This window comes from Pantoea cypripedii (genome assembly GCF_011395035.1).
GTDB classification, from domain to species: domain Bacteria; phylum Pseudomonadota; class Gammaproteobacteria; order Enterobacterales; family Enterobacteriaceae; genus Pantoea; species Pantoea cypripedii_A.
Genome location: NZ_CP024770.1, coordinates 954,554 through 981,024 on the forward strand (window position 1 = coordinate 954,554; position 26,471 = coordinate 981,024).

General features: G+C 52.6%; 23 protein-coding genes. 8 read left to right on the forward strand and 15 right to left on the reverse strand.

Annotated features, from left to right (window positions below; genetic code table 11):
* Positions 1–21: 21 nt before the first annotated feature.
* The 8 genes from CUN67_RS27835 to CUN67_RS27870 form a co-directional block, all read right to left on the reverse strand.
* The gene (locus tag CUN67_RS27835; protein WP_208718683.1) at positions 22–1,506 is read right to left on the reverse strand and encodes an MFS transporter; all 1,485 of its coding nucleotides are present in this window, start codon (positions 1,504–1,506) and stop codon (positions 22–24) included.
* Between the two features lie 326 nt (positions 1,507–1,832).
* Positions 1,833–3,128, reverse strand: coding sequence for an MFS transporter (locus CUN67_RS27840; RefSeq protein WP_208718684.1), 1,296 nt, complete (start codon positions 3,126–3,128; stop codon positions 1,833–1,835).
* Positions 3,129–3,458: 330 nt separating this feature from the next.
* Positions 3,459–4,730: an oxalate/formate MFS antiporter gene (oxlT, locus tag CUN67_RS27845; RefSeq protein ID WP_208718685.1), complete on the reverse strand. Its 1,272-nt coding sequence runs from the start codon at positions 4,728–4,730 to the stop codon at positions 3,459–3,461.
* An 86-nt stretch (positions 4,731–4,816) separates the two neighbouring features.
* The gene (locus CUN67_RS27850; protein WP_208718686.1) at positions 4,817–5,596 is read right to left on the reverse strand and encodes a D-glutamate cyclase family protein; all 780 of its coding nucleotides are present in this window, start codon (positions 5,594–5,596) and stop codon (positions 4,817–4,819) included.
* Positions 5,593–6,921 carry an MFS transporter gene (locus CUN67_RS27855; RefSeq protein ID WP_208718687.1) on the reverse strand — a complete coding sequence of 443 codons (1,329 nt, stop codon included), beginning with the start codon at positions 6,919–6,921 and terminating at the stop codon, positions 5,593–5,595. The genes CUN67_RS27850 and CUN67_RS27855 overlap by 4 nt, the downstream gene beginning before the upstream one ends.
* Positions 6,922–7,303: 382 nt before the next feature.
* Positions 7,304–8,236: a biotin-dependent carboxyltransferase family protein gene (locus CUN67_RS27860; RefSeq protein ID WP_208718688.1), complete on the reverse strand. Its 933-nt coding sequence runs from the start codon at positions 8,234–8,236 to the stop codon at positions 7,304–7,306.
* On the reverse strand, positions 8,226–8,951 hold the full coding sequence (gene pxpB / locus CUN67_RS27865; protein WP_208718689.1) for a 5-oxoprolinase subunit PxpB: 726 nt from the start codon (positions 8,949–8,951) through the stop codon (positions 8,226–8,228). The genes CUN67_RS27860 and pxpB overlap by 11 nt, the downstream gene beginning before the upstream one ends.
* A gap of 44 nt (positions 8,952–8,995) precedes the next feature.
* Positions 8,996–9,421 carry a VOC family protein gene (locus CUN67_RS27870; RefSeq protein ID WP_208718690.1) on the reverse strand — a complete coding sequence of 142 codons (426 nt, stop codon included), beginning with the start codon at positions 9,419–9,421 and terminating at the stop codon, positions 8,996–8,998.
* A gap of 125 nt (positions 9,422–9,546) precedes the next feature.
* Here CUN67_RS27870 and CUN67_RS27875 point away from each other — a divergent pair, with 125 nt between their 5' ends.
* From CUN67_RS27875 to CUN67_RS27900, 6 genes are all read left to right on the forward strand, one after another.
* Positions 9,547–10,443: a LysR family transcriptional regulator gene (locus tag CUN67_RS27875; protein WP_208718691.1), complete on the forward strand. Its 897-nt coding sequence runs from the start codon at positions 9,547–9,549 to the stop codon at positions 10,441–10,443.
* A gap of 102 nt (positions 10,444–10,545) precedes the next feature.
* Positions 10,546–12,369 carry an ABC transporter permease gene (locus tag CUN67_RS27880; protein ID WP_208718692.1) on the forward strand — a complete coding sequence of 608 codons (1,824 nt, stop codon included), beginning with the start codon at positions 10,546–10,548 and terminating at the stop codon, positions 12,367–12,369.
* Between the two features lies 1 nt (position 12,370).
* A complete protein-coding gene (locus CUN67_RS27885; protein WP_208718693.1) occupies positions 12,371–13,444 on the forward strand; it encodes an ABC transporter ATP-binding protein in 1,074 nt (357 codons plus the stop codon).
* Between the two features lie 31 nt (positions 13,445–13,475).
* Positions 13,476–14,579, forward strand: a complete 1,104-nt coding sequence (locus tag CUN67_RS27890) for an ABC transporter substrate-binding protein (protein WP_208718694.1) — start codon at positions 13,476–13,478, stop codon at positions 14,577–14,579.
* 54 nt (positions 14,580–14,633) lie between these two features.
* Entirely contained in the window at positions 14,634–16,046 is a 1,413-nt protein-coding gene (locus CUN67_RS27895) for an inositol monophosphatase family protein (RefSeq protein WP_208718695.1), read from the forward strand.
* A complete protein-coding gene (locus CUN67_RS27900) occupies positions 16,036–17,040 on the forward strand; it encodes a LacI family DNA-binding transcriptional regulator (protein WP_208718696.1) in 1,005 nt (334 codons plus the stop codon). Before CUN67_RS27895 ends, CUN67_RS27900 begins: the two co-directional genes overlap by 11 nt.
* A 104-nt stretch (positions 17,041–17,144) precedes the next feature.
* Here the strand turns inward: CUN67_RS27900 and CUN67_RS27905 are convergent, their stop codons facing one another.
* The 7 genes from CUN67_RS27905 to CUN67_RS27935 form a co-directional block, all read right to left on the reverse strand.
* Complete coding sequence (locus CUN67_RS27905; RefSeq protein ID WP_208718697.1) at positions 17,145–17,630, reverse strand: helix-turn-helix domain-containing protein; 486 nt, start codon at positions 17,628–17,630, stop codon at positions 17,145–17,147.
* 163 nt (positions 17,631–17,793) lie between these two features.
* Positions 17,794–18,906 carry a glycosyltransferase family 9 protein gene (locus tag CUN67_RS27910; RefSeq protein ID WP_208718698.1) on the reverse strand — a complete coding sequence of 371 codons (1,113 nt, stop codon included), beginning with the start codon at positions 18,904–18,906 and terminating at the stop codon, positions 17,794–17,796.
* A gap of 193 nt (positions 18,907–19,099) precedes the next feature.
* Positions 19,100–20,119, reverse strand: coding sequence for a carbon-nitrogen hydrolase family protein (locus CUN67_RS27915; protein ID WP_208719566.1), 1,020 nt, complete (start codon positions 20,117–20,119; stop codon positions 19,100–19,102).
* A gap of 46 nt (positions 20,120–20,165) precedes the next feature.
* A complete protein-coding gene (locus CUN67_RS27920; protein WP_208718699.1) occupies positions 20,166–21,983 on the reverse strand; it encodes a solute symporter family protein in 1,818 nt (605 codons plus the stop codon).
* Positions 21,980–22,309 (reverse strand): DUF485 domain-containing protein, encoded by a 330-nt coding sequence (locus CUN67_RS27925; protein WP_217621311.1) that lies wholly within the window; start codon positions 22,307–22,309, stop codon positions 21,980–21,982. The genes CUN67_RS27920 and CUN67_RS27925 overlap by 4 nt, the downstream gene beginning before the upstream one ends.
* Before the next feature lie 240 nt (positions 22,310–22,549).
* The gene (locus tag CUN67_RS27930) at positions 22,550–23,467 is read right to left on the reverse strand and encodes a LysR family transcriptional regulator (RefSeq protein WP_208718701.1); all 918 of its coding nucleotides are present in this window, start codon (positions 23,465–23,467) and stop codon (positions 22,550–22,552) included.
* Positions 23,468–23,590: 123 nt separating this feature from the next.
* Positions 23,591–24,100 (reverse strand): GNAT family N-acetyltransferase, encoded by a 510-nt coding sequence (locus CUN67_RS27935; protein WP_208718702.1) that lies wholly within the window; start codon positions 24,098–24,100, stop codon positions 23,591–23,593.
* A 63-nt stretch (positions 24,101–24,163) separates the two neighbouring features.
* Between CUN67_RS27935 and CUN67_RS27940 the strand changes: the two genes are divergently transcribed.
* Both CUN67_RS27940 and CUN67_RS27945 read left to right on the forward strand, forming a co-directional pair.
* Complete coding sequence (locus tag CUN67_RS27940; protein ID WP_208718703.1) at positions 24,164–24,742, forward strand: helix-turn-helix domain-containing protein; 579 nt, start codon at positions 24,164–24,166, stop codon at positions 24,740–24,742.
* A gap of 255 nt (positions 24,743–24,997) precedes the next feature.
* Positions 24,998–26,452: a phosphoethanolamine transferase gene (locus CUN67_RS27945; protein WP_208718704.1), complete on the forward strand. Its 1,455-nt coding sequence runs from the start codon at positions 24,998–25,000 to the stop codon at positions 26,450–26,452.
* Positions 26,453–26,471 lie beyond the last annotated feature (19 nt).

Genomic DNA, 26,471 nt, shown 5'->3' on the forward strand with positions numbered 1-26,471 from the left:
CTTTCCTGGATAATTATCGTATTAACGCTGCACAACATCGGCATAATCTTCAGCATCGATGTCATAGCCAGCAGGCTCCCAGCGGATCGCAAACAGTGCCAGCAGACCCAACACCGGCGACAGGGCAATCACCCAGAACAGGCCGGTGTCCAGACTTGCGGTCAGAAGCGGGAATAAAAACAGCGCGATAGTGGTGGCGAAACGGGTGATGGTCTGATTCAGCCCTACCCCAACCCCACGTATTGATGCCGGGTAGCTCAGTGAGGCATACACCATGGTCTGTGCACCAGGTCCAAACCCCTGTCCCAGCAGAAATAGCGCCAGATAAGCGCAGCATAAGGCCGCCTTCAGCTCATCATCAGGTCGTCCCGCCAGCGCGAGTCCCAGCAAGGCCACTAACTGACACGCGTACCCTGCAATACTCATCGCTCGCGCACCAAAACGCGGCACCAGCCTTACGGCAGCCAATCCACCGGTAAAAGCGAAAAACAGATTGAGCGCCAGCGAAACTAAAATGGTGGTCAGCATCGACTGCTGGAACAACGTGGAAACGATGATCGGTAACCCAAAAGCAATGGCACCGTAAGCAAAAGGTGACACGAAAGACATCACACTGGTCAGGATGGTACGGCGCAGGTAGTGGCCCCGCAGCAGTAAACCGTAGTTCTTCCAGCTCGCTTTATGTCTGATAGCGGTTGACGAACCTGCTGCTTCCGCCTGTGGAGCGGCCACTGCCGGAATGTTGTAGGACACCCGCAGAATTTGCGCTGCCTGCTCCAGGTCACCCTGATTGGCGGCCCATACCGGAGATTCCGTCATATAACGCTTACGAATCGTCAGGATCACCAGCGCGGGAACCGCACCAAATCCGACAATATAGCGCCACAGGGATGCAGTCTGACTTTCCGGCAGCCAATAAAAGAAGGCCAGCACCAACAGGTAGGAAACCGAGATGGCGGCGTACCAGGTCGGACACCACATCGCGATGCTGGCGGCTTTGTTGCCCCGCCCTTTTAGCCGGGAAAACTCAGCCAGAAAAGCCATCGCTACCGGGAGGTCAATGCCGATACCCAGCCCCATAATAAAACGGCTGATGCCGAGCACTTCGGCATTCGGTGCCAGAGCACCCAAAATAGCGGCAAAGACAAAGAAAAACATATCCGCCATAAAGACACGATAACGGCCAATCTTATCAGTCAGATAACCGCCGATCAGCGCGCCGACAATGGCACCCATGGTGATCGCGGAGACCACCAGACCAATGCCTTTTGGGCCAAGACCGAATTCACGCGTGATGTCTTTTACCCCGAAGGCCAGTGCACCGAGATCGTAGGCATCAAGAAAGATACCGCCGAGCGCAATGGCAACAATGATGCGTGCATTGCTGCGCGCCTGGGTGGAGTTGTTGACTAACTGGCTGACATCGGAAGCGCTGCGGATGGTGTGAACAGCTGAGCCTGGTGATTCAGTCTGCTCTATTTCATTAGTTAAAGTTAGTTGCGTCATGTTTACTATTTATAGTTGTCATCATCTAGATGTTTGGATGTCCAGACGGACAGATTTCCACATTCATCCAGATCTGGCAACCTTTTTGGCGTGATTAGTTATGAAATATCGTTATATGACAGATAAATAACCAGAATTTAACATTGACTCAATTTGTCACCCCTTACCTGGAATGGCTCATCTTACAGGCAGTTTTTTGAGAGGAAGTGAACTGAATGGATGCAAAGATAGAAAGGATTGGTATCCATTATGGCGGCAATAAATACCGCCATAATCATTACATTTTTTTGGCAGTGCGTAGGCGATGACCTTATCTCAATTTCCTGTTATTCCATCATCAATTTAGCTTTGCTGATTTCTGAATCATTATCGCTCGACGAATTAACATAGAACATCACGACAACCGACATCAACAATGAAATAGCCATAAAGGTATAGGATGCGCCTGGCGAGTGAGTGAGACCATTTAAATAACCGACTAACCATGCTCCAAGAAATGCCCCTAACGCGCCACAGCAATTAATCAGCCCCATTGAAACGCCTGCCACATTCTTCGGTAATATTTCCGGAATAAAAGCGAAGAAGGGTCCATAGGGGGCGTACATACAAGCCGCAGCCAATACCAGCAAACCGTATGAAGTCCAAAAATGCTGGGAACCCATCAGCCAGGAACTAAAGAAGGTTATCGACGCAATCATTAATAATGGCCAGATAAATACCTTCCTGGTTTGAAATTTGTCCGATAACCAGGAAACCAACAGCATGGTAACAATGGCGGCAAAGTATGGCACTGCGGTGAGCCAGCCAACGGAGACAATATCAATGGTGGCGGCCATTTTCAGGATGGAAGGCATCCACATCATAAAACCATAAACACCCACACTCCAGAGTGCATGCACGAAGCACAGCATGACCACTTTTTTTGACCGTAAAGCCTCGCCATAATTGCGCATCGGCTTAATGTTCTTTTGTTCTTCATCCAGTTGGTTTTGTAGAACGCGCTTTTCCTCAGCATTTAGCCATGTCACCTGCGACGGCTTATCTCTGACCAAAACCCACCAGACAAATGCCCACAGCACTGCAGGGCCACCTTCAATGATAAACATTTCCCGCCAGCCCCAGGCGTCAATCAGGTATCCTGATACGATTGACATCCATAGCACAGTCACAGGATTCCCTAAGACAAGGAAGGTATTCGCTCTGGAACGTTCTGTCCTGGTGAACCAGTTACTGATATAAATCAACATCGCGGGCATCACCGCCGCTTCCACAACCCCCAATATGAAACGGATAACCATCAGCATGGGAATATTGGTGACGAATCCCGTCACGGTCGCACAGCAACCCCACAAAATTAAACTAACGAAAATGAGTTTCCGCACGCTGCGATGAACGGCGTAAAGGGCACCCGGAACCTGAAAAAAGAAATAACCCAGAAAGAACAATGCGCCAATAAGCGATGAAGTCGCATGAGATATACCCAGATCTTTCTCTATTCCCGATGCTGCGGCAAATCCATAGTTTGCCCTATCCAAATAAGCCAGGCTATACGTTATAAAGATGACTGGCATTAAATACCACCATCGTTTAGCAGGTAATGCAATATTATTCTTTTCTTTCATCAGTGCGCCCCTGGATATGAAAGTCACGATTGGAAAACAAACATGACAACTTAACAAAGTCACCCAATCTGTTACCCGTAACCCTACAGGAATCGCAATGATGAAAATTGTGATCGATGTCTCAACCATGTTTTTACACCCTGTCCTGTCACTTAATTTTGGTAACAGGCCTTTGTAACATTACGCAACAACAAAACACGTCAACTTAAAACAGGCTTTCAGCAATAAAGATAAAAAAATACCAGCCACGAGAGATTCGGCTGGTATTTTCCTGTGACAGGAATTTTTCAGAACGATGCCGTCACTCCGGCAGAATAAATTCGAACTCGCTTAGGCAGACGCTTTTAATTGCTGGATAAAGCGGCTGCGCCAGGGTTTGAGTACCAGTAAGGCCAGCAATGCGCACACAATATCCAGCGTGATGGCGCAGGCGAATACCAGGCTCCAGCTGCTGGTATGTTGATACAGTAATGCCGCCAGCGGGCCGCCAAAGATTGAGCCAATTCCCTGCGAGATATACAACCATCCATAGTTAGCCGTTGCGAAACGGGTGCCAAATGTATCTGTTAGCGTGGCCGGGAATAATGAAAATATCTCTCCCCAGCCAAAAAAGACCACCCCGGACAGCAATACAAACAGCAGGGGATCATCTTTGCACAACAGCCATAACGCCATGGCACAACCTTCCAGACCAAAAGCAATGAACATCATCTTTTCACGACCAATACGATCGGAAATATAGCCGCAGACCGGTCGCGTCAGGCCATTCATAAAACGGTCAATGGTCATTGCCAGCGGGAGCGCAGCCATACCCAGTACCGTGACCGAGGTAATACCAAAATCGCCAGCAAAGATGGCCATTTGTGATGTCACCATCAGGCCAGAAGTCGACATCATGGTCATCATGATAAACATCAACCAGAAAAGTGGCTGACGTAACATTTCTCTTGAGGTGAAGTGTTTGCTGCTGACATTGTCAGGCGATGCAACACCCTCCGCAATGGAACGATGGGGTGCCCGCAACCCCTGGCTGGCAATAAAACCCACCACAGCCATCATCAGGCCAAACTGCCATAAGGTATTTTCCAGCCCTTTCACTGCCAGAGAAGTGGTGATCGGAAACGTCGTCAGCACCGCCCCCATACCATATCCTGCTGCCACCATGCCGGTAGCAAACCCCCTCTTCTCAGGAAACCAGCGCACCATCAGACCAACGACACCAATATAAACAATGCCGGTGCCTAATCCTCCCAACACACCATAATAGAGATACAACTCCATCAGTGATTCCATGTGCGCAACCAGCATCCAGCTGAGTCCGGTCAATACGGTTCCGACAGCAATCAATTTACGTGGACCAAAGCGATCAATAAGCTTGCCCTGGATGGGTGAGAAGAAAGTTTGCAGAATAATCAGAATTGAAAAGGTAATCTGAATTTCGGCGAGCGGAGCATGAAGTTTTTCCATTAATGGGCGGGTAAATAATGCCCAGACATACTGTGGACTGGAGATCGATATCATGCAAAGCAAACCTAAAGCCAATTGACTCCATTTTTTCTTTTGACTAACGACGACGTCATTAGTCAATGCTGTATTGGTCATATTATTGCTCCGACTGACAAGTGAGTCAGTCAGCGATGCATATACCATGCCAAAGTGCGTGCGTTAAACACACGCATCAAATGGCGTTAGCGCAGCTGCGCCGAGTAGTGTTCCACCGCGTCATCCAGAACCAGCATATGCCCGGCGTAGTGGGTAAACAGGTAAGCGCACCCGAGGGCGGGCAGCACCTGCTGCGGTGTGACACCGCACGCCCAAAACAACGGCACCTGCCCGGATTTCACCCCAGGGAAGACACCGAAGTCAGGTGCTGCCAGATCAGTGATACCGATCCCGGCAGGATCACCGATATGCAACGGCAAACCATGCGCAGAAGGATAGGCAGCGCTCAGCGCCACCGCTTCATCCACTTTATCTGCCGCGACGGGGCGCATACTCACGGCCACGTATCCCTGCATGCGGGCGGTGGGCTGACACGGAACCTGCGTCAGATAAACCGGTGGTGCGGCAAGGCTCACCGGGATGCCAGCACGGCGCAGGGCACCATCCAGCGAGTGGCTGCATCCCAGCAGGAACGCCACGGCATCATCCTGCCAGACATCGAGCAGATCATAGGGTTCATCCACCAACTGTCCCTGTTGCCAGACCCGATAACGGGGAAACATGGTGCGCAGGTCAATGCGGCTCGTTCCCATTAAAATTTCGGTTTCCCCCGGTTCACTGACCGCTAACACCGGACAAGCTTTGGGATTGCGCACACAAAACAGCAGGAATTCATAGGCGGCGGACTGTGGTAACACCACCAGATTTGCTTGCTGATAGCCATCCAGTAGCCCAGCGGTGGGCTGACGCCATTCACCGCGCGCTATCGCGGCGCGTAAAGCGGCTGGGGTGCTAAAAGGGGTCATTTCAGCACCTCATTATGGGTATCTTTGAGGCGCAGCAAAGTCCATAAGCTCAGTAACGCCGCGCATGCCATAAAGATGCCCGGAACCAGCAGGAAACCGGTTTTATTGATCAGCAGCGTCACTAAATAAGGCGTGATGCCCCCTCCCAGAATGGCCCCCATATTGATGCTGATCGCCATGGCGGTGTAACGCATTGCTGTCGGGAACTGCTCGGCATAAGTGGGATATCCCACCGACTGCACAATCGGCATCGGCAGCGTAGCAATGAACATTGCCAGCGCGGCCAGCCAGATATTGTGGTGATCCATCAGCATCATCATGGGGATCACCAGCACCACATAGCCGATAAATCCGACGCGCAGAATGGCGCGACGGCCATAGCGATCTGACAGACCGCCCCAGAATGGCATCATGCTGGCCATCGCCAGGCTGATACAGGCCATCAGCCAAAACACCTGTTTTTTGTCAAAACCCAGCCAGGAGGTCAGATAGATATTCATAAAGACGAGGCCAATCCAGTAACCCGCGTTCTGACCAAACGTCAGCATGATGACACGTAACATGGCGGGCGTTTGGGTACGGAAGACATCGCTGAACGGACGTTTTTGAATTTTGTTGCTGGCAAGAAACGCTTTAAAGGCCGGGGTTTCTTCGACCTGATGGCGAATTAACGCCGAGAAAATCACTAAGGGTATGGTCAGCAGGAAGGGAATGCGCCAGCCCCATGCCGCAAGCTGAGTATTGTCCAGCAGATTGGTGGTCACCCCGCACACCAACGCGGCGAACCCGCCACCGAGCGCCACCCCCACCGGGGTGAATGCGCCATAAAAACCGCGTCGCCCGGTGGGGGAGGATTCAGCGACAAATGCCGCCGCACCGATGATTTCAGCCCCGGCAAAGAATCCCTGAATCAGGCGCAGTACCACCAGCAGCAGCGGGGCCGCAATGCCGACAGCGGCGGCGGTCGGTAACAATCCAATGGCTGCCGTCGCGCCCCCCATGCCGAGCACGGTCAATAATAATACTTTGCGTCGACCGATACGGTCGCCAAGTCTGCCAAGCAGAACACCACCTAATGGACGAATTAAGAACGCGCTGCCAAATACCGCCAATATCGAAAGCAGTGCAGCAGTATCATTTCCACCGGGGAAAAACAGCGGGCCAATAATAACCGCCATAAAACCATAAATGCCGAACTCATAATATTCAATGGCGGTGCCGGTCATGGAAGCCATAGCAGCACGACGGGCGACGCTGCTCTCGCGATACTGTGGCCGGGTGTGCCCACGAGGTAAGGTTAATTGTGATTCAACTTCATACGACATTTGTCACCTGCCTTATAAAACAATGAAATGGAGGTTCAATCTCAGCCGGGCGGCTATTCTTTTTTCTGAACACTGTCATTGATCTGGAGCAAGAGAAATGCCATTTGTCGAACTGATAAAAATGTTTCGTGCTTAGTGCCACTGAAGGATAAAAATGATGGATGGATGAATTAAATGATTTTTATTTTCATTTGCGCGGTTATTTTTCCGCTTATTTCCCCCTCTGTTGATCCGTTAAAAGGGAAATAAATAATACTTAGCAGGCGATCATTTATTCCGCTGCACGCTATGCAGGCAATATCCTCATTTTGGTGCAGCCAGATAACAGGGATAAAAAAACCGGTCATTGACCGGTTTATATTTACCGCAGATAAAATACCCCTTACGTGCACAACGCATTCAGCCATTCAGCACGCTCAATCGCCAGTTGTTGTGCCTGATCGACGCTGATCAGCCGAAACCGTATTTCATCGCCAGGCAGCATTTGTGCCAGACGGGGCAGATCAACGCTGGCGACATGGGCAATTTTTGGGTAGCCCCCGGTGGTTTGCGCATCGGCCATCAGGATGATTGGCTGGCCATCGGGTGGCAATTGCAGGGTGCCGTAATCCACCGCTTCCGAAGGCAGTTCCATGGCCTGTTCCCGGGTAATCACTTCCCCCTCCAGGCGGTAGCCCATACGATTCGAATCCTGTCCGATGCGATAAACAGCAGTGAGAAAACGTTGCTGCATATCAGCAGCGAGTTGCTGCCAGTGACGTCCGGCCATCAGGCGAATGGGTTGTTGCGCACGGGGGAACAGTGCGGGCGCGTTAAAAGGCAACACGCGGGGCGTCGCGTTGGCAAAGGTATTGCGGGTAATCAGATGGTCACCCTGCCGCAGATAGCGACCGGCAAAACCGCCAAATTGCGCCATCAGGCAGGTGCTGTGGCTGTTCATGGTGGGTGAAACGTGAAAACCACCATGCACGGCCAGATATGCTCTCGCCCCCTGTCGGCGTTGACCAAACCCTAGCACCGCCCCCGCAGGGACAGCGACCGTTTGCTGCACCGGCACCGGCTGGCCGTCAATGTGTGGTGACAGATCGGCTCCACAGATGGCGATAACGGCACGACGCCAGAAGCGTAGCCGCGGCCCCAGCAGGGTAATTTCCAGTGAAGCGCAGTCCTGCTGATTGCCAACCAGCAAATTGGCAAGGCGGTGTGAATAACGATCCATCGCACCACATATCGGAACACCCGCCTGCTGAAAGCCGTAGCGTCCTTCATCCTGCAAACTGCTGGCCATGCCGGGGTGTAACACCTCAAGCGACATAGGGCATTTCCTCCAGCGCTTTGAATTCCGCTTCATCAATGGCCCGAAAGCGCACACGATCACCGGCCTGCAACAGACATGCCGGTTGGCGTTCGCTGGAAAACAGGGTCAGTGGCGTTCGCCCTATCAGGTTCCAGCCGCCCGGTGAGGTCAGTGGGTAAATCACCCCCATCTGGTTGGCGATACCGATCGATCCTTTGGCGACAGAAAGACGCGGTGTGGCGCGACGCGGCAAGGTAAAGATCGCATCCAGCGCCCCAAGGTAGGGATGACCGGGTAAGAAGCCTAACATCAGCACATCGACTACTTTCTGCTGGTGACGGCTGATCACTTCTTCAGGAGATATCCCGCAATGCTGCGCTATCGCCATCAGGTCTGGCGCGTACTCGCCCTGATAGCAGACAGGAATGACCATTTCGCGTCCCTGCTCCGTTTCCTGCGGGGAAAAGCGACTCAGGATGGCATCCAGTCGATTTACCAGCTGGCTGTAAGGTGACAGAGAATGATCGATACGCCACAGCACTTCCGGCTGATAGTGAATGCCCAGCGAATGTGCCGCAGGGACGATATCACGCACGCCAGGCAGTGGATTCGCTTGCAGAAATCGCGCGAGCTGGGAAAGCAGAGAATGGGGTGTGGGATGCCCGGGTAAGGTGACAATCATGCAGCGTTCACCCGAGGGATCGCGCCGCCACGTTAATGTTTGCTTGACCATAGTGTCCCGTGATCTGGCGAGGCGAACCTCGCCCTGGCAGTGTCTTAACGAGCGAACAGCTGGCTCATATCTTTAAACGCTTTAAATTCCAGCGCATTGCCGCACGGGTCAAACAGAAACATGGTTGCCTGCTCGCCCACCTGCCCTTTGAAGCGGACATAGGGTTCGATCACAAATTCAGTTTTGAAATCGCGCAGACGGGCAGCCAGCGCTTCCCACTCTTCCCAGCTCAGAATAATGCCGAAATGCGGCACTGGCACATCGTGGCCATCGACAGGGTTGGTATGAGCATGATCCTGGGTCGCGGTTTTAGGATGTTCGTGGATCACCAGCTGGTGACCATAAAAGTCAAAGTCGACCCACTGGGTGCTGGAACGGCCTTCGCTCAGACCAAAGACTTCGCCGTAAAAGCTACGCGCAGCAGCCAGATCGTAAACAGGAATCGCAAGGTGAAAAGGACTTAACGCCATGTTGTGCTCCAGAATCAGGGTTGTATTGGTGTCGTTGTGATTCTGTGATAATAAGGATAAAATTTTTTATTAAAAGCGAATATATTTTTCGTCAAACAACAATTTTTTCGATGAGTGTGGATATTATGCTCCGTGAGCTAAAGACCTTTGTGGCAGTAACTCAGTTAGGATCTTTTGCTGCCGCCGGGCAGCGGATTGGTTTAACGCAGTCGGCAGTCAGTGCACAAATTCGCAGTCTGGAAGAGGCGCTGGGGATGCAGCTGTTTGACCGTTCCGGTCGCACCGCCATTCTGAACGCTGACGGCAATCGCGCATTACCGATGGCCGAAGAGATTCTGCAAATCTTCTCCCGCATGGCGCAGCCGGAAAATTTAAATGATTACCGCGGCTCGATAAAAATTGGCGCGATTTCTTCGATTCAGACCGGCATGTTGCCACGGGCATTGACACAGCTGCACGCCACCGCGCCAGGACTGGAAACCAAACTGCTGCCGGGGGTTTCTTTTAACCTGCTGACCCAGGTTGAAGCGGGGAATATTGACCTTGCGGTGGTGATCAAACCAGGATTCCCGCTGGCGAAAGAGCTGTGGCATAACACCCTGGTGCGCGAACCTTATGTGCTTATTGCCCCCGCCACGCTTACGGGCGATGAACCGCTGCCGCTGCTGCGCAGTCAGCCGTTTATTCGCTATGATCGCACCTCGTTTGGTGGGCGTCAGGTCAGCATGTTCCTGCGCGAACATCGTCTGGAACCGAAACTGGCGCTGGAAGTGGATGAAATCGATGCCATCGTAAAAATGGTCGAAAACGGTTTAGGTATCGCACTGGTTCCCTGGGCCGGATTGTGGACGGAGCGGCAGTGTGCACTGCGGGTGATCCCCCTTGGCGACCTGACGTTTTATCGTGAACTGATCGTCGTCACGCGCTACGCCAACCATAATGCCCCGTTACATCGTCTGATCATCGAATGCCTGCAACAGGCTGCCACCCCGCAGGGAGAATCTCTGATTCCTGGCGGCTAATGTGCCGCGTGCAACATTTTGCACATATGTGCAAAAAGGTCGCAAAACTGTAACATTGCGCCGATATATTCCTGTCTGTTTTCAACCGACAGGGATGCTTCTGTGTCTTATCCAACCGAAACTCACCCTCGCAACTTAGCGTGGACCCGACTCCGCCACGCGTTGTCCATCATCAGTCAGGAACCGGCGAATCTGCTGGGTGCGCTGCTGCTGATGCTATTTAGCTGGATCATTCTTGCCCCGGTGGTTGCGGTACTGCTGAATGCCGTGCTGGTACAAAGCGGTGACGCAGGTCGCACCGATGCCACTGAGGGCGCATTCACCACTTACTACCTGCTGCGCACCCTGACCTCAAAAATGTCGGATCTGCTGCTCTGGACGCCATTGCTTAATACGCTGGCCGTGGCTCTCAGCACCGTAGTGGGTGCATTGATCGTCGGGATGACGCTGGCCTGGCTGATCAATCGTACCGACGTCGCGGGCAGAAAGTGGTTCGCCACCCTGCTTATCGTGCCGTTTATGCTGCCTTCCTGGACCTTCGCCCTGGCGTGGACCACCATTTTTAAAAATCATGCGATTGGCGGCCAACCGGGCTGGCTGGAGGCGATGGGGATCCAGACACCGAACTGGATGGCCTATGGTTACTTCCCGATTGTGGTGATCATGGTGCTGCACTACGCGCCGCTGGTGATCCTGATTGTCGGCAATGCCCTGAAGCGCATGGACAGCCAGATGGAACAATGCGCCAGGGTGCTGGGCGCATCCCGCAGCACCATTGCCTGCAAAATTATCATTCCCCTGATGCGCCCGGCGCTGTTGTCTGCCGCGTTGTTGATTTTTGCCGACTGTATCGGCGAGTTCGCCCTGCCGTATATTCTCGGCCTTCCGGTTCACTTCGATACCCTGTCCACCGGGTTATACCGGGCGATCGGTACGCGTCAGTCCGGCGTCGCGGCGGTGATCGCCACGGTGATTATGCTGATGGGCATGATCACCCTGATTCTCGATATGAAGATGCTGCGTGAGGCAAAACGCTTTGTCACCGTTGGCGGTAAAGGTGTGATGGAACGTCGCCGCCCGCTGGGATCATGGCGCATGCTGGCCTCCGCCATGCCGCTGGGCTTTGTGCTGCTGGGGGTGGCGATTCCGCTGATCACCCTGTTTCTGTCAACGGTAATGACGCTGCCGGGTCGCTTCACTGCCGATAACTTTACGCTGGCGTACTGGATTGGTCATAACCTCGATACCGTCGCCCTGCGTAACGGCATCCTGCTGACGCCGGAATTCTGGCATACGGTGTGGAACACGCTGCTGATCGTCGGTTCAGCCTCCATCATCTGCGGGATACTGGGATTGCTGGTCGGTTACGCGGTGATGCGCTGCCATTCGCGCTGGATCGCGGCGTTGTTACGTCAGTTAACTTTCCTGCCGTATCTGGTGCCCGGCATCGCGTTTGCCGCCGCCTTTCTTTCGCTGTTTGCCGTGGCCCGAGGCCCGGTTCCGGCGCTGTATGGCACGCCGCTGATCCTTATCCTGGCGCTGATTGCCGAAAAAATGCCTTATGCCAGCCGTTCCGGCATTGCGGCCATGACCCAATTAGGCAAAGAAGCTGAAGAAGCGGCGCGTATCGCGGGTGCCGGGTGGTTCGCGCGTATTTCCCGCATTGTCATCCCCATTCAGGCGGCCCCGCTGGCCACCGGGATCCTGCTGCCGTTTATTTCTGGCATCAAAGGCGTGAGCCTGTTCGTGATTCTCGCGACCCCCGCCACGGATGTACTGACAACCTGGTCCCTGCGTCTGATTGACTACAACTACCAGCAGGCGGCCAACGCCGTGGTGCTGATGATTGCGCTTATTTCCTGGGCTGGCACGGTGATGATTCAGAAAATCACCGGGACTGGTCTGGCTGATGGTCTGGAGAACTAACATGCCCTCAATCCATTTAACCCATCTCACTAAAACCTATCCCGGCAGCAGCACACCGGCGGTAAATAACATCAACCTGACAGTCAAAGACGGCGAGTTTATGTGTCTGCTGGGGCCGTCTGGCTGCGGTAAAACCACGATTCTGCGCATGATCGCCGGGATTGAACATGCCAGCGGCGGCGAAATCATCATCGGGGACAAAGTGGTGGATTCCGTCATGCAGGGAACCTGGCTGCCGCCGGAGAAACGCGGCATTGGTTTGGTTTTTCAGAGCTACGCGCTGTGGCCGCACATGACCGTCGAACAAAACGTGGATTTCGGCCTGCGCCTGCAAAAAATCCCGGCGAAAGAGCGCGTTGCCCGTTGCCGTGACGTGATGGAAAAACTGCGTATCGCCGATTACGCCGGGCGTTATCCGGCCCAGCTCTCTGGCGGACAACAACAACGCGTCGCCCTGGCGCGTATGCTGGCGGTTAACCCCGGCGTCCTGTTGCTTGACGAGCCGCTGTCAAACCTCGATGCCACGCTGCGGCTGGAAATGCGCGCGGAACTGCGCCGCTTACATGCCACCTTCGGCACCACCATTGTCTTTGTCAGCCACGATCAGTGGGAGGCGATGACCCTCGCCACCACCATTGCGGTGATGAGCGCCGGGCAGATGCAGCAGGTCGGCACGCCGGATGAAATCTATGCCACCCCGGCTAACCGTTTTGTCGCCGAGTTTATCGGCACGCCCAGGCTGAATATGATCCCACTTGATCAGCCGTTAAGCCCGCTGGCGCAGCATTTACAGCAAAGCTTTTCCCTGGACGCACCGGCGCAGGTCTGCGGGATCCGGCCAGAAGAAGTGGTGATAAGTGAGGAATCGGTCTGCAACAGCGTGCCGATGACCATCGATAACATCATGCCCACCGGCGGCAGTTGGGTGATTGAACTGGTGGCCGGTAACGATCGTTTGTTTCACTCCACCCAGTTGCGCCCGCGCTGGCAGGCACAGCAGCAAGTGCATTGCCAGCTACCCGCTCACTCCCTGCATTTCTTTAACCATCACGGGCAACGTGTTCCCGCGATTTAACCCTGATTATTTAATTGATGATGGAAGCAAAATGAAACGTCGTTTAACTGCCCTTTTCGTCACCAGTGCCCTGGTCAGCGGCCCGCTGGCCCATGCGGAATCCTTCGATTTGCAGGCCCTGATCGCCGCAGCCAAAAAAGAACAACCCATCACCGTCTATGCCTCCACCGGGAAAATTGTGCAGCAGGCGAAAGCCTTCAGCGAGCAATACGGGATACAGGCAACCGGGGTAAAAGCTGATGCCCCGCAGATCATTGAAATCATGAGCCGCGAAGCGCAGGCAAACAATGTCAGGACCGATGTAGCCATCGTTGAAGATGCGCCAGCAGGCATGACGCAGCTGATCAACAAAGGCTATGCCCAAAGCTGGGTGCCGGACGATCTGCGCGGCAACATTGCCGCCCGCTATCAGCAACCGCTGACCGTGGTGCTGGCACCGAACGTCTTTGCCTACAACACCGAACATCACACCAGCTGTCCGGTCACCAATATCTGGCAGCTCACCGAGCCGCAGTGGCATGGCCGGGTAGCGATGCAGGATCCCACCAGCAAACCCGCGTATACCGACTGGTTCAGCCAGATGGAGACCCATTACGACCAGCAGATCCGCGATGCATACCAGCAGGAATTCGGCAAGCCGCTGCAAACCGATGAAAAATCGGCCACTGCCGCTTTCGTTAAGGCGCTGGCGGGCAACGGTGTTTTGCTCACCCATTCCGATAACGATGCCGCATCGGCCATTGGCGCGCCGGATGGTAAAACGGACTTTGTTGGCCTGGTTTCAACGGCCAAATTTCGTGACAACAAGCTGGGAATGAAACTGGGCCTGTGCAGTGGCATGAAACCCTTTATTGGCTGGAATTACCCGAGTCTCGGCGTGATCGCCACCGGCAGCCATAGCCCGAATACGGCTAAACTGTTTATTCATTATCTGTTAACGGCTGAAGGCATCGCCCCACAGGGCGTGGACGGCAAAATGTCCACCAATCAGACGGTAAAACTCCCGGCGGATGAAGCCTCCGGCATCGAAAAATACCGGGCAGAACTGATGGAATACCTGACGGCAACCGCCAAAAACGACTGGAAAAGCCGTCAGGACTGGCAGGATATCTGGAGCCTGAACTATCAAAAGTAGCGATTGACCAGACCCGGCAATCACCTTTTTCCCCTTTATCACAGGCAGATAACCTTGACCACTATCGACATAGAACAACGTGAAGCGGCGCTGAAGCGCATTATCATCGAGGCGGGAGAGACCGCGCTGCGCTATTTTCAGTCGCGCAAAGCGGGTGAATATCAACTCAAAGGCCATCAGGATATTCTCACCGAAGCGGATACTGCGGTTGAAGCCCTGGTGTTGCAGGCTATTAATGACGCCTTCCCTGACGATCTGGTGTTGGGCGAAGAAAGCGCCCGACCACCCGCCAGCGCGGAAAGTTTATGGGTGGTAGACCCGATTGATGGTACGGCCAACTATGCCCGCGGCATTGCCCATTTCTGCGTGTGTATCGCCTGGGTTCACCAGGGGGTGACCGAGCTGGGTGCCATTTACAACCCGGTCAGTCACGAGCTCTACCAGACACGCCGTGGCCACTATGCGGTAAAAAACGGCCTGGCGTTACACTGTAACGAGATTAACGATATGCAACGGGCCTCTTTAGAGCTGGGCTGGTCTTCGCGCCACAGTCAGCGTCGTTATCTCGATGTGATGGCGGCGATGCTGAACCAGGGAGCCAGCGTGCGTCGCGCCGGTTCCGGTGCACTGGCGCTGGCATGGGTCGCAGAAGGACGCACCGATGGTTATGTGGAACTGCATATGAATGCCTGGGATTGCCTCGCCGGTTTGCTGCTGGTACGCGAAGCGGGCGGCCAGACCGGGCCTGTTCCCGGCGATGCGGCAGGTATTTTCAACGGTCTGCCCGTGCTGGCCTCCGCGCCGGGGATCGCTGCATCCGTCGCGCGCGCGGCAGGCATCCCGCTGGACACAGCGGCAACCACACATTATCCCCGTCCGGCCCTGAGCCTGATCGTCAGCGATTTTCCCGGCTGGGACGTGGATATCTATATCGGCGGTTCCAGCGGCGTCTGCGATGCAGCGCTGCTGGCAGAACATGATATTGGTATCGTGATTAACTGCGCGGTGAATCTGGATATCGACTGGGTGACCACCCCGGAAGACCAGGCCGCGGCGCATCTGCTGAATCACGGTGCCGGGGCGGTGCGTTATTACAAACTCGGATTGATTGACGGTGACGGCAATGCACCGGAAATGCTGCATGCCGGTTATTATTTGATGCGTTCCGCGCTCCAGCAGCAGATTCCCGATAAACCCTCCTACCGCAACCGCAAAAGGGGCAACATTCTGGTTAACTGCCGTGGCGGACGCAGTCGCTCGGTCGCACTGGTGGCGTTGTTTATGCATCTGGAATGCCCGCAACGCTATCCAACGCTGGAAGATGCCCTTGCCGTGGTCCGTGACAAGCGTCAGCTGCATCCGGATGAATGGTTTGAAACACCAAAGCCGTCGCTGACCCGGCTGGCCGAGCATGCCATTACGCTCGAAAGCGCGCTCCATGCGGCAGGTTTACGTCATGAGCCATAAAAATACGGGTTTTGCCAGCGCCACCGAGGTGGCGCGCCTCGCTGGCGTTTCCCGTTCAGCGGTGTCGCGCACCTTTACCCCCGGCAGCAGCGTCTCGGCGGAAACCCGGCGCAAAGTGCTCGCGGCCGCAGAGGCGCTCAACTATCACGTCAATCATCTGGCGCGCGGCCTCTCCAAAGAAGCCAGCCGCCCGGTGTGTATCCTCGGTGGCAATCTGTCGTCACCGTATCAGGCCAGTTTGCTGGAGCACCTCACCCGCAGCCTGAATAAATATCGCCGGGCGGTGATGGTGATCAACACCGATGACGGTGAGGACAGCGCCAGAGAAGCCCTGCAACAGACGCTAAATTACCGTTCTACGGCCACCATTGTGCTATCAGGTAAGCCTCCCAGCTCACTGATTGAGATATGCCTGCAAAGCGGACAGCAGGTGATTGTGATCAACCGTATGGGGCAGTTTGCCGGGGCCGATAGCATTGAGATCGATTACAGCTCGACCATGAATGAAGCCTTTAACCTGCTGGTTAACGCGGGTTGTCAGCAGATTGCGCTGGTTTCCTCCTCTGCGCGCTCGCCAAGTATGGTGATCCGCGAAACCCGCTTTCTGGCGGCAGCAGCGCAGGCCAATACCGAGGTCGCGCTGGTCAGGCCCGGTAACACCAGCTATCAAAGCGGTGTTAATGCCGCGCGGCAATTACTGAGTCAGACGACGCGCCCGGATGGCGTATTCTGCGTGACTGACCTTCTCGCCTGCGGGTTTATGGATGCGGCGAGATATGAGTTTGGTTTACGCATTCCCCAGGATATCAGCGTGATTGGCTTCGATAACATCGAACAGGCCAGCTGGCTGGGTTATCAACTCACCACCTTTTCCCAGCCGCTGGCAGAGATGGCCGAAGCTACCTGCGAGCTGCTGCTGTCTCCCACCTCCGCAACGCCGAGCCGCCGGGTGTTTCAGGCATTGCCGGTACTGCGTAATACGTTAACCTCCTGAAACGGCAGCCGGGTTAAGCTGGTCAGGGATGGTGCAGAAAAAGTCAAGGGCACAGCCGTGAATACAATGCCAACAACCGTGTATGCCCCCTCAGGAATGGATATTCAACCCACTAAGCTGGGTTGTTTCCCCCGTCTGTCGCATAGCAGCTGCAAATCGTCCTTGCGATACCAGTCCCCGCAGGGAAGCAGGTGGAACATCAGCTCGCGCAATGCGTCGCGATGGCCGGTCAGTTCTTTACGCACCACACTGGGTTTGACTTGCAGCAACCGAATAAATGTTCGGGAAAAAGAATTCTGGCTCTTGAAGCCATACTCAACGCTGATGGCCGCCAGGCTTTTTTCTGTGAAAGCCAGATCATAAGCGGCATTCACCAGCCGCCTTGCCCTGATGTACTCCCCCAGTTTCCAGCCGCTGACCTCAGTAAAACGGCGTTGAAAATGCCAGTGGGAATAGCCGCTTTTCTTCGTCACCCTTCTCAGTTGCAGATCCTCACCGAGGTTTTTCTCAATCCAATCCACCATATCCACCACAACATTGCGGAACTGAAGGTCAGTGTCGGGATTTGTATTGAGAGTCGCCGGGTTCATGGGGGACGGGTTCCTGTTTTGGGTGTTAAGCGTGTCGGGCATGACCGTTATTATTATTTTGTAATCGATTACTTTCAAGATAAAAATAAACAGTGGCTGACGCCATTGTTTATCCCATCAGGGTGTCCCCGGCTGCGCAATGTTGCCCCTCGTTGGCGGTGCGTCAGGACGAGCCAGCACCATGCAGTTTCTCAGTCGCAACAAAATCCGACCCGGAAAGCGGTTGTCTTGCTGGGCTATTATAATTTTTTAATTCAGGGATAGCCGGTAATAATGATATTAACGATTTGAACACCTGCTCAGACGTAATATTACTGACATTATTATCGTTACCCTGAAGAATAGAATGCGGTACTTTCCACGGATGCCAGTTGGCCGGATCGCTGTTACCGTACATGGCAACCACCGGTAATCCGGTCGCCGCACCAATATGTACCGCCCCGCCATCACTGCTGATCATCGCATGGCAATTTGCCAGCACTGCTTTAAGATCTTCTAACGAATCGGTATAGATCGGCGTTAAATTTATATCTTTACAGGCGGAGGTGATCATTTCCGCTTTAATATTATCGCCAGGGTGCGTCAATGATCCCTCTTCACCTGGCGACCACAGCAAAACAATACGAAAGGGTGTTCTGTCGGATATTTTCTTCACCAGTGAGATAAAACTTTCCAGTGGCCAACGCTGGCATTTCTTGCGCGAGCTGATTTGTATCGCAATCAACATCTGATTTTCCTTGTTATTGATCAGGCGTCGATAATGGTCAACAAGTTCGGTTTTGGGATAAATATCAAGCTCCTCAGGCTCAGAGGCACCATCAAAAACACCTTTTGCCAGGTTGAAAAACACCTCTGCCACGTGGAGTTTACTGTCCTGGAGCGGCAGCAGTGTGGTAATCCGCGGATGGCTATCCTTACCAAAGGCGACAATTTCTTTTGCACGAATAATGTTAGCCCACTTCAGCGAATGTTTATCCCATATTGATTTAGCGATAACTACGCAATCATATTTTTCTCTGTTGAGTGCAAGACAAAGTTGTAGCCTTTCCCATAACGACTTAAGCGCCGAGACTCGGCTTTGGCAATGTTTAGTTTTACTGTAAACCCAGACCTTTCCGACATACGGATTTCCATCAAATACCGGCGAAGCATAGCTATTGGTCAGAATATCTATTCTTCCTTCATTTTTCCTGGAAAGATACTTTATTAGCGGCGTTGCAAGCAAACTATCACCAATATTATCCCGACAGATTACCAGTATCTTTTTATTCTTCATATTGCTCACCATAGAAACACATTATCATGCCTCCATGAAGACATTGGCGTTTCGTGATGGTTGCATAGCGGAATGAATTTTACGGTTTCCTGACAATAAAAAGATCAAAAACCAGGAAAAGAAATAGCTGGGAAGAATATTATTTAATCACTGGAATGAGCCGTCCCTGGCCCCTGTTCAACAGTCGGAAGCGTTATTGCAATTCCGGCAGATTATTTTCCGTCTCCAGTGGAACGTCATCGCCGCTAAAAGTCGCCGGTACCAGGCGGCGTCGATTAACATCGAGGTTAAAAACATCAAAACGATTGTAGTAACCGACCACATCATGCAGTTGCTTGACCTCGATGATCTTCTTCAGGTCAAACGTCGCCCAGGCAATGCCCTCTTCATTTTGCAGCGTGTCACCAATCGGCGTGCCTGTTGGATCAACAAACAGGGTGGCGGCCTGTGGGGTGTTTTCCAGAATATCCGCGACGGAGCTATCCCAGTTAGTGAGCATGGCTTTCATTTCATCATCCATCACTGAAGCACTCATGATGCCAAAGCATTTTGCTTCAAATGAATGCGCCCCGGCACGAATACGATTGGCCGTCAGATTATCGAAATTCCCCCCGGCGGAAGGTCGCTTAGTCGGCCAGATCGAAGGCCATTGCGAAATGTGAATCTGTTCCCCCTGAGCCATCAACGAATAACGCGCCAGTGGGTTAGTATTTTCGCCGCATATCAATCCGCCGACGCGACCAATACGGGTTTCGCACACCTTCAGACCGGCACCATCCCCCGGTGCCCAGACCATTTTTTCATAGAAAGTTGGCACCAGTTTGCGGTGATGATTAATAATCTGCCCACTTTGATCGATAAGCACCGACGAGTTCCACAGGCATCCCACACTTACCGGGCTGCGCTCACTGAACCCCATGCAGATCAGAATATCGTGCCGGGCAGCAGCATTGCACAGTGCCTTGATTTCAGGACCATCAATCAGCAGACTGTTTTCTGCCATTTTCTCAAACCAGCTGTGGTTATGGATCGGTCCCCAGAGGGCCGCCCATACCGGGAATCCAGGAATAAAGGATTCAGGGAACACCACCAGCCCGGCACCGTTACGGCTGGCTTCCGCAATATACGCCAGCGCTTTTTCCAGCGTGGCCTGGGCATTCATGTAAACCGGCGCAGCATGCACCGCAGCGACTTTCACTTCAGGTAAAAACATCATTCAGTCCTTATGTAGACAGCCGGATTCATTCACGGCTGAGAGTTCATTTCAGCTGCGGTCCCAATTCCCTGCGAACCGCCAGTTCCGGCCATAAACGCTCGGAGCGTTCGTCACGGAATAGCAGCGAGAAGACAATTACCAGCAGGAAACCCGCAGGTACTGAGACGATGCCCGGATTGCTAAGCTCAATCAGCGGCGCTTTCAGGCCAACAATGCTGGTGGCGTTATCCGGGATTGCCTCGATTTGTGTTTGCAGTGCCTGACGTGCCGCTAATGTCGACGACGCATGCGCCTCATCCGCGACCAATGTTTTTAGCTGGCCTTCCAGTACGGCGCGCTGATGCAGTGGGTAGCTCATTGAGGGTGAAACCATCACCATGACGATGGCCAGCACGGTGCCGCCGACGATACCGGCGATCACCCCAGCGGTGTTACAACGCCGCCAGTAGAGTGACATCACCAGCGCCGGCAGATTGGCGGAAGCCGCCACCGCATAACCCAGACCGACGAGGTGCGCCACGTTTTGGCCTTTTGCTTCGATTCCGGCAATGACCGCCACCACGGCCATCAGTAGCGTGGCAATTTTCGCCGCCGCAACCTGCTGGCGTTCGGTGGCGACGCCATTCTTCATCGCACCCACATAGACGTCATGAGCCATGGCAGAAGCAGCGGCCAGCGTCAGCCCAGCAACAACCGCAACGATGGTGGCGAAAGAGATTGCGGCAACCAGCGCCAGCAGGAAGTTGCCCGCAAAGCTTTCAGCACCTCCCCCCAGATATTGAGCGAGTAAAGGTGCCGCCAGGTTGCCACCTTTATCCGCCGCTTTGACCGCATCCGCACCGAGGTAATGTGCACAGGCAAAACCAATGACGATAATGAACAGGTGGCAGACACCGATAAACAACATGCTCCACAGCACTGATTTTCTGGCATCGGTAGAATTACGCACCGCAAAGAATCGCATCAGCACGTGCGGCATGGCTGCGGTGCCCAGCAGCAGCGCCAGTCCCAGAGAGACCTGTTCAAGCGGTTTTTTCAGGTAAAGCCCGGCTTCTAAAAACCGCTGCCCCGCCTCCTGCGGTGAAAACGAAGGATCGGTGACCAGCGACATGACATATTGTTGCAGACGATGGTCTGCCGTCAGGGTGTTGAGAAACGCCAGGCCGTTAAAACCAAAAGGTAACCAGGACAACACCACCAGGATAAAGCAGCAAGAGATCAACAACACGGCTTTGGTCACCTGCACCGCAGTCGTCGCACGCATGCCGCCAAACGCCACGTAAATCAGCATCAGCATCCCGACGGCGATAACGGAGACTTCATACGGGATGCCAATCAGTGCCCTGACGATCACCGCGCCCCCAACGATCTGCGGCACCATATAAAACAACGCTACGATGACACTGGATACCGCTGCAACAAACTTGGTGGCGCGGAAACCATTACGCCAGGCCAGCACATCCCCCAGCGTGTAACGGCCCAGGTTACGGCACGGTTCCGCAACGAGGAGTAACACCGGGATGAAGGCGACGAAGAAACCAATCAGGTAATTAACCCCATCAAAACCATAAAGCGCGATCAACCCGGATACCCCCAGAAAGGCGGCAGCCGAGAGATAATCCCCGGCAATCGCCAGCCCATTCTGTAACGGTCCAATCTGACCACCGGCGGTGTAAAAGTCACCCGCTGAACTGTTTTTACGTGAGGCAATCCAGGTGATGGAGAGTGATGCCAGGAACAGAACGGTAAATATGGCAAAGGTCATATATTTGTGACCCTGTCCAACCATGGTGTCGGCAGCATTTGCCGTTGCAGAAAACAGAGAAAGTATCGATGCTGCTATCAGCCATTTCATTTTCATTTCGCTTTACCGCCTGCCAGATAATGTTTGATCCATTTTGGGTCGTCATAGCGCCCCATCTTTTTTGCGTAGCACCATGCCACCGCCGCGCCCAATGGATACTGAAGGATGACCCATAACAACCCGATATTGAATGAACCCGCGATCTGGTATTTCATCACGGCTGGCAATAACGTGTTAAGCAGTGGTAATGAAAAGAAAAAAATAAAGGTGACCAGCACGAGAAAGGTAATTACCCAGCCTTTATTTCTCACATGCGATTTAAACTCCCCTGAAGAATAGATCTTATTAATGCTTTGTTCTGATGTCGCTATTTCATTGTTCATTGTGAATCCCCCCGTCTGTACGAAAATCCTAACAAACGGGATAACCCTGAGGAACTGGCGATTTAGCACTCGCCCTTGCATTTTTGCAAAGGTGATATTGCACCAATAACAGGAATTGCTGCCGCATGATAAGATTTATCACCATTACAGAGGCGAAAAATAACCCCATTCTGTTGATAGAATTGGGGTTTTAATTTAATGCGTTATCATCAATCGGTGCACTTTGTCAGTGCAATGACATCATGTTAAGCGAATGCCGGGATCGTTGGGATAATCATTTCCGAACATCTCCAGCAGAAATGCGATGATAGCTTTCATCTTTGGCAGATAACGCAGCTCGCTATGAACGGAGAGCCATACCACCCGGTTCACTTCAACCGATTCCTTAAGTAGCGGTTTTAGTCCAAATCGCTCCGCCTGCATAAATTCCGGCAGCATGGCAATGCCTGTTCCGCTGGCAGCGGCAAACATTTGTGCAACCAGGCTGCTGGAGCTAAAGATAATATCCGGATTAATAATCGCCTCATCCAGCCAACGCACGGTATCCAGCTGAATCAGATCGCTGATATAACTGATAAATTTATGATGGCGCAACTCAGCGATATTCGCGGGAGCACCGTATTTTTGCAGGTAATCATCATGAGCATACAGACAGAGCCTGAACTTACCCACCGGCAGAATATCCAGCCCTTTACCATCATAGGGATAAAAGCTGAGAAAAAGATCGGCTTCGCGACGATTCACATGTACCTGATGCGATGAAGTTAATAACTCCACCATGATATTGGGATATTTTTCATTAAATTTACCGATCTTTCCGGCCAGATAGAACGACGCAATCCCTTCCATGGTGCCAATCCTGATTTCTCCGGCAGGTAAATGACTGACACCGGCTTTATCCGTCTGCATCATCGCCAGCGAATGGGATTCCATCGATTCGATAAAGGACAGAATCTCTCGCCCTTTAGTGGTGGCTTTCAACCCGGCTGGCAGCCGTTGAAAAACCGGGGCAGCCAGGGATTTTTCAAGGCTGGCGATATGGCGCGATACGGTGGATACGTCGATGCGCAACTGACGTGCCGCCGCTGACAGGCTGCCACAACGATAAACTTCCAGAAATATTCGCAGATCATTCCAGTTGGGCATTGAAGGTTGCATCAGTTTTCTCAGGCTATTGTCTGGTGTGAATTCAGTATGTTGATAAAAGTATCAGCTGAGATTATCGCTGCGAAGCAGTTGTTGATGCCTTATACCCACAACACTTCCCTGTGCTGTTTCGTATCAGGGATGAGTTCTGGTGTCCAGGCGCAGCTGGAGGAAGGTCAGATCGAGCCAGCGTCCAAACTTGGTTCCCACCTCATTCATCCGTCCGACATCGGTGAAACCGAGTTTTTTATGCAGTGCAATTGAGGCTTCGTTGCCTGATTCGATCCCTGCCACCATCACGTGCTTGCCCTGTTGCTGAGCCAGTTGGATAAGCTCAGCCATCAGCGCCACACCCGCACCTTTGCCGCGAGCCTCTTTGTGGACATAAACAGAGTGTTCTACCGTATGACGGTAGCCATCCCACGGACGCCAGTCACCATAAGAGGCATAGCCCAGAACCTTCCCCTCCTCATCAACGGCAACCAGTACCGGGAAGCCAGCGTCCTTTCGGTCGCGCATCCATTTAATTCTATTGAGAAAATCAACAGTTTTCTCATTCCAGATGGCCGTCGTATTGAGTACTGCGTCGTTATAAATGTCAGCAATGACTTCTGCATCACCTTCATTTGCGGTTCGTATTTTCATGATGGACACCCCGTTTCTCTGTCACTAAAGTAGATGTATTGTTCACTATCCTATTTATCCATTATGTTAGACAACATGTCCAGCAAAGAAGACGATGTAAACCAGCGCATCGGGCAAAAAGTGAAGGCTGAAAGGGAAAAACGCGTCTGGTCTCTGACAGATCTTGCTGAAAACTCGGGCGTATCAAGAGCAATGATCCACAAAATTGAACGCGGTGAGAGCAGCCCTACCGCCACTCTGCTGGCGCGTCTGGCGGGTGCTTTTGATATGAGTATGTCCCAGTTAATCGCTCTGAGCGAGGTTCAGACCGGTACGCTGGTCAGACACGATCAACAGGCAGTTTGGCAGGACCCGGAGACCGGTTACATCCGACGCCATGTATCACCCGGACAAATCCCCGTTGACCTGGTGAGTGTCGAGCTCCCGCCAGGGGTTGCCGTTCCGATGCCTGCAATATCTTACCTGTCACGCCGTCAGTTGGTCTGGGTGCTTGAAGGTACGCTCACGTTTCAGGAAGGCAGCACCGTTTTTGAGATGCATAAAGGTGATTGCCTGGAGCTGGGCGATCCTGCCGATTGTGTTTTCAAAAATGCCACTCACGCCCCCTGCTTTTATGCGGTGGTGGTGCTTAAATCTTCATGACTTTATACGGCATACCCCCCTGCTGATAATACGCTTAAATTTTCATTCTTAACATTTCCCTGAGGGTGATCCATCCAGCCACCCTCTATATTCAGGAATATCTCCATTTTCCGTCATTTAATCCTTTCCCGGATTGATGTATTTTGCGCCGCCTTTGAGAGATGCGCTGATATTGGTAAGTCCGGGGAAAGTGTTATGCCAGAAAATACAGTAGATATTTCTAAACAATCACTGAGATTAAAAGAAAATCCAACAGTGATTAAGTCAGCACTAAAATGGATTATTCCGGCAACGATCGCCGCGGTCGCCATTCCCGTCGGCACAGGTTACGCCGGTGTGGGTAACGTTGCATTAACGTTCATCATACTTTTTATTGCCAGAAAAAACCGGCTGACCTTCTGCCTTGCCTCTCTCATTCTGCTACTTATTTCTTTTTATATTCCGGTAGGTTACAACTTTGGGCGAGTTAGCTACCCTTATGTGGTGTCAGCATTGCAGAGCAACCCTGGGGAAAGTCTGGAGTTCCTGCAAGGGGTGAGCTTTACCGCCTGGTTGCTGTTTGTTATGGCAATCACCTCACTGCTGCTATTTTTTGTTTACGGTGGCGACTTTGGCAAGAAACATCAGGTAATCTATTTAATCCTTTTCATCATTGTTAATCTTAATTCCTTTCCAAAACGGATGGCAGAAGAAGTTATCACCTCCATGCACAAGGCCAGTCTTGAATTAAAAAAGTTAAGAGCATCCAATTTAATCCCGGATGATTTCCCTGGCCTCAGCCATAGCGGAAGATACAAGAATGTGATTGTTATTATTGGCGAGAGTGTCACGCGGGATTATTTATCCGTTTATGGTTATCAGCATAACACCACGCCGTGGCTGAATACGGCTCCGGGTCTGTTTTTTACTGACTATATTTCCACTGCACCCAATACCTACCTGTCATTGCCTCGCACGCTCGCGCTCAGTGACGGGGTGAAAACGCAGGAAAACAACAACATTGTCGCCCTGGCAAACAGAGCCGGTTTCAATACATTTTGGGTCTCAAATCAGGGTTTTCTCGCCACTTTCGACACACCTGCAACGCTCATCGGCAGCAGAGCTAATCATCAGGCTTTCTTCAAGACAGGAGACTTTGATGAGAACGATACGGATGATATGGCCCTGCTGGAACATTTGCACAGCATCGTCAATGCAAACCACAGCACCGATAACGCTGTATTTCTCCATATGATCGGCTCTCATCCTGACACCTGTTCACGCTTAAATGGCTATCCGGTTACTCTGCATATCAGCCAGCAGGAAAGCTTCAATTGCTATCTCGCCACCCTGCAGAAGCTGGATACCTTTATGGAGCGCGCGCATAACATTCTTGAACACAGCGGCGAATCCTACGCGCTGATCTATTTCTCCGACCACGGCATGTCGATTGATAACAGCGTTCGCCCGGTGCGTCATGGCGTTGACGCACAGCAAAATTACAATGTCCCGTTTTTTATCCTCACCAGCGATAACAACCAGCACCTGATTGATAACACACCCATCAGCGCCAGACATTTTATGGCGCTTTACTCATGGCTGACCGGTATCCATAGCGAGCTGATACCCGCTCAGTCGCCTGCGCAAGTTGCCGATCAGGAGAGAACGGTATTTAACGGGGAGAGTCTGATTCCTTATAATGATCTGAAAAAAAGTGAGGTAGTTGAATAGATACAACTGATCTCCCCAA

Coding starts and splice junctions, on each gene's coding strand:
- CUN67_RS27940 (WP_208718703.1), top strand. CDS start 24,164: ATGTTAGACAACATGTCCAGCAAAGAAGACGATGTAAACCAGCGCATC.
- CUN67_RS27910 (WP_208718698.1), bottom strand. CDS start 18,906: ATGAAGAATAAAAAGATACTGGTAATCTGTCGGGATAATATTGGTGAT.
- CUN67_RS27900 (WP_208718696.1), top strand. CDS start 16,036: ATGAGCCATAAAAATACGGGTTTTGCCAGCGCCACCGAGGTGGCGCGC.
- CUN67_RS27935 (WP_208718702.1), bottom strand. CDS start 24,100: ATGAAAATACGAACCGCAAATGAAGGTGATGCAGAAGTCATTGCTGAC.
- CUN67_RS27930 (WP_208718701.1), bottom strand. CDS start 23,467: ATGCAACCTTCAATGCCCAACTGGAATGATCTGCGAATATTTCTGGAA.
- CUN67_RS27920 (WP_208718699.1), bottom strand. CDS start 21,983: ATGAAAATGAAATGGCTGATAGCAGCATCGATACTTTCTCTGTTTTCT.
- CUN67_RS27835 (WP_208718683.1), bottom strand. CDS start 1,506: ATGACGCAACTAACTTTAACTAATGAAATAGAGCAGACTGAATCACCA.
- CUN67_RS27890 (WP_208718694.1), top strand. CDS start 13,476: ATGAAACGTCGTTTAACTGCCCTTTTCGTCACCAGTGCCCTGGTCAGC.
- CUN67_RS27925 (WP_217621311.1), bottom strand. CDS start 22,309: ATGAACAATGAAATAGCGACATCAGAACAAAGCATTAATAAGATCTAT.
- CUN67_RS27855 (WP_208718687.1), bottom strand. CDS start 6,921: ATGTCGTATGAAGTTGAATCACAATTAACCTTACCTCGTGGGCACACC.
- CUN67_RS27840 (WP_208718684.1), bottom strand. CDS start 3,128: ATGAAAGAAAAGAATAATATTGCATTACCTGCTAAACGATGGTGGTAT.
- CUN67_RS27860 (WP_208718688.1), bottom strand. CDS start 8,236: ATGTCGCTTGAGGTGTTACACCCCGGCATGGCCAGCAGTTTGCAGGAT.
- CUN67_RS27875 (WP_208718691.1), top strand. CDS start 9,547: ATGCTCCGTGAGCTAAAGACCTTTGTGGCAGTAACTCAGTTAGGATCT.
- CUN67_RS27905 (WP_208718697.1), bottom strand. CDS start 17,630: ATGAACCCGGCGACTCTCAATACAAATCCCGACACTGACCTTCAGTTC.
- oxlT (WP_208718685.1), bottom strand. CDS start 4,730: ATGACCAATACAGCATTGACTAATGACGTCGTCGTTAGTCAAAAGAAA.
- CUN67_RS27885 (WP_208718693.1), top strand. CDS start 12,371: ATGCCCTCAATCCATTTAACCCATCTCACTAAAACCTATCCCGGCAGC.
- CUN67_RS27850 (WP_208718686.1), bottom strand. CDS start 5,596: ATGACCCCTTTTAGCACCCCAGCCGCTTTACGCGCCGCGATAGCGCGC.
- CUN67_RS27915 (WP_208719566.1), bottom strand. CDS start 20,119: ATGTTTTTACCTGAAGTGAAAGTCGCTGCGGTGCATGCTGCGCCGGTT.
- CUN67_RS27870 (WP_208718690.1), bottom strand. CDS start 9,421: ATGGCGTTAAGTCCTTTTCACCTTGCGATTCCTGTTTACGATCTGGCT.
- pxpB (WP_208718689.1), bottom strand. CDS start 8,951: ATGGTCAAGCAAACATTAACGTGGCGGCGCGATCCCTCGGGTGAACGC.